The organism is Stenotrophomonas terrae, from assembly GCF_001431465.1.
Classification (GTDB): Bacteria; Pseudomonadota; Gammaproteobacteria; order Xanthomonadales; family Xanthomonadaceae; genus Stenotrophomonas; species Stenotrophomonas terrae.
In genome coordinates, this window is sequence record NZ_LDJJ01000115.1 from 1 (window position 1) to 709 (window position 709).

A 709-nucleotide genomic window follows, 5' to 3' on the forward strand; every position below is an offset into this window, starting at 1 on the left:
CCACCGGGAAGCCCGCCAGGTGTTCCGCCTGCGAGAAGGCCTGGCGGGCTTCCCGGTGGAATCGCGCTGGGGCTACCACGTGGTCAGCGTCGACGCGGTGGAAACCGGCCAGGCGCTGTCGTTCGACCAGGTGCGAGCGCAGATCAGCGACTACCTGGAACTGCAGGTACGGCAACGCGACCTGCAGCAGTTCCTGCTTGAGCTGCGCGAGCGCTACCCGGTGCGCGGGCTCGAAGACATCGAAGCACAGGCTGAGTAAGACGTAACCCCCAGGAGCGGCAATGAGCCAGAATCTACAGAACATCAGCAGCGGCGAACAACAACGTGCGCTGTGGTTGAGTACGTTCGCCTTCACCGTGTGTTTTGCGGTGTGGATGATCTTCGCCATCATCGGCATCCAGATCAGCGAGCAGCTGGGTTTGAACGACACCCAGTTCGGCCTGCTGATCGCCACCCCGGTACTGACCGGCTCGGTGATCCGCGTCTTCCTCGGCATCTGGTCCGACCAGTTCGGCGGCCGCAAGGTGATGACCCTGGTGATGCTGTGTGGTGCGGTGGCGACCTGGTTGCTGACCTATGCGCAGACCTATCCGCAGTTCCTGCTGGCGGCGCTGTTCGTCGGCATCGCCGGCGGCAACTTCTCGGTCGGCGTCACCTATGTGTCCAAGTGGTTCCCGCCGGAGAAGCAGGGCACCGCACTGGGCATCTT

At 63.5% G+C, this 709-nt stretch carries 2 protein-coding genes; both read left to right on the top strand.

What is annotated here, in order from left to right; all coding sequences use genetic code 11:
• Positions 1-259: peptidylprolyl isomerase (locus ABB27_RS18935; protein WP_425477555.1), on the top strand; the 259-nt coding region annotated here is incomplete at its 5' end.
• 22 nt (positions 260-281) lie between these two features.
• Positions 282-709 (top strand): MFS transporter (locus ABB27_RS18940; protein ID WP_152984700.1); only part of this gene is annotated, 428 nt, incomplete at its 3' end.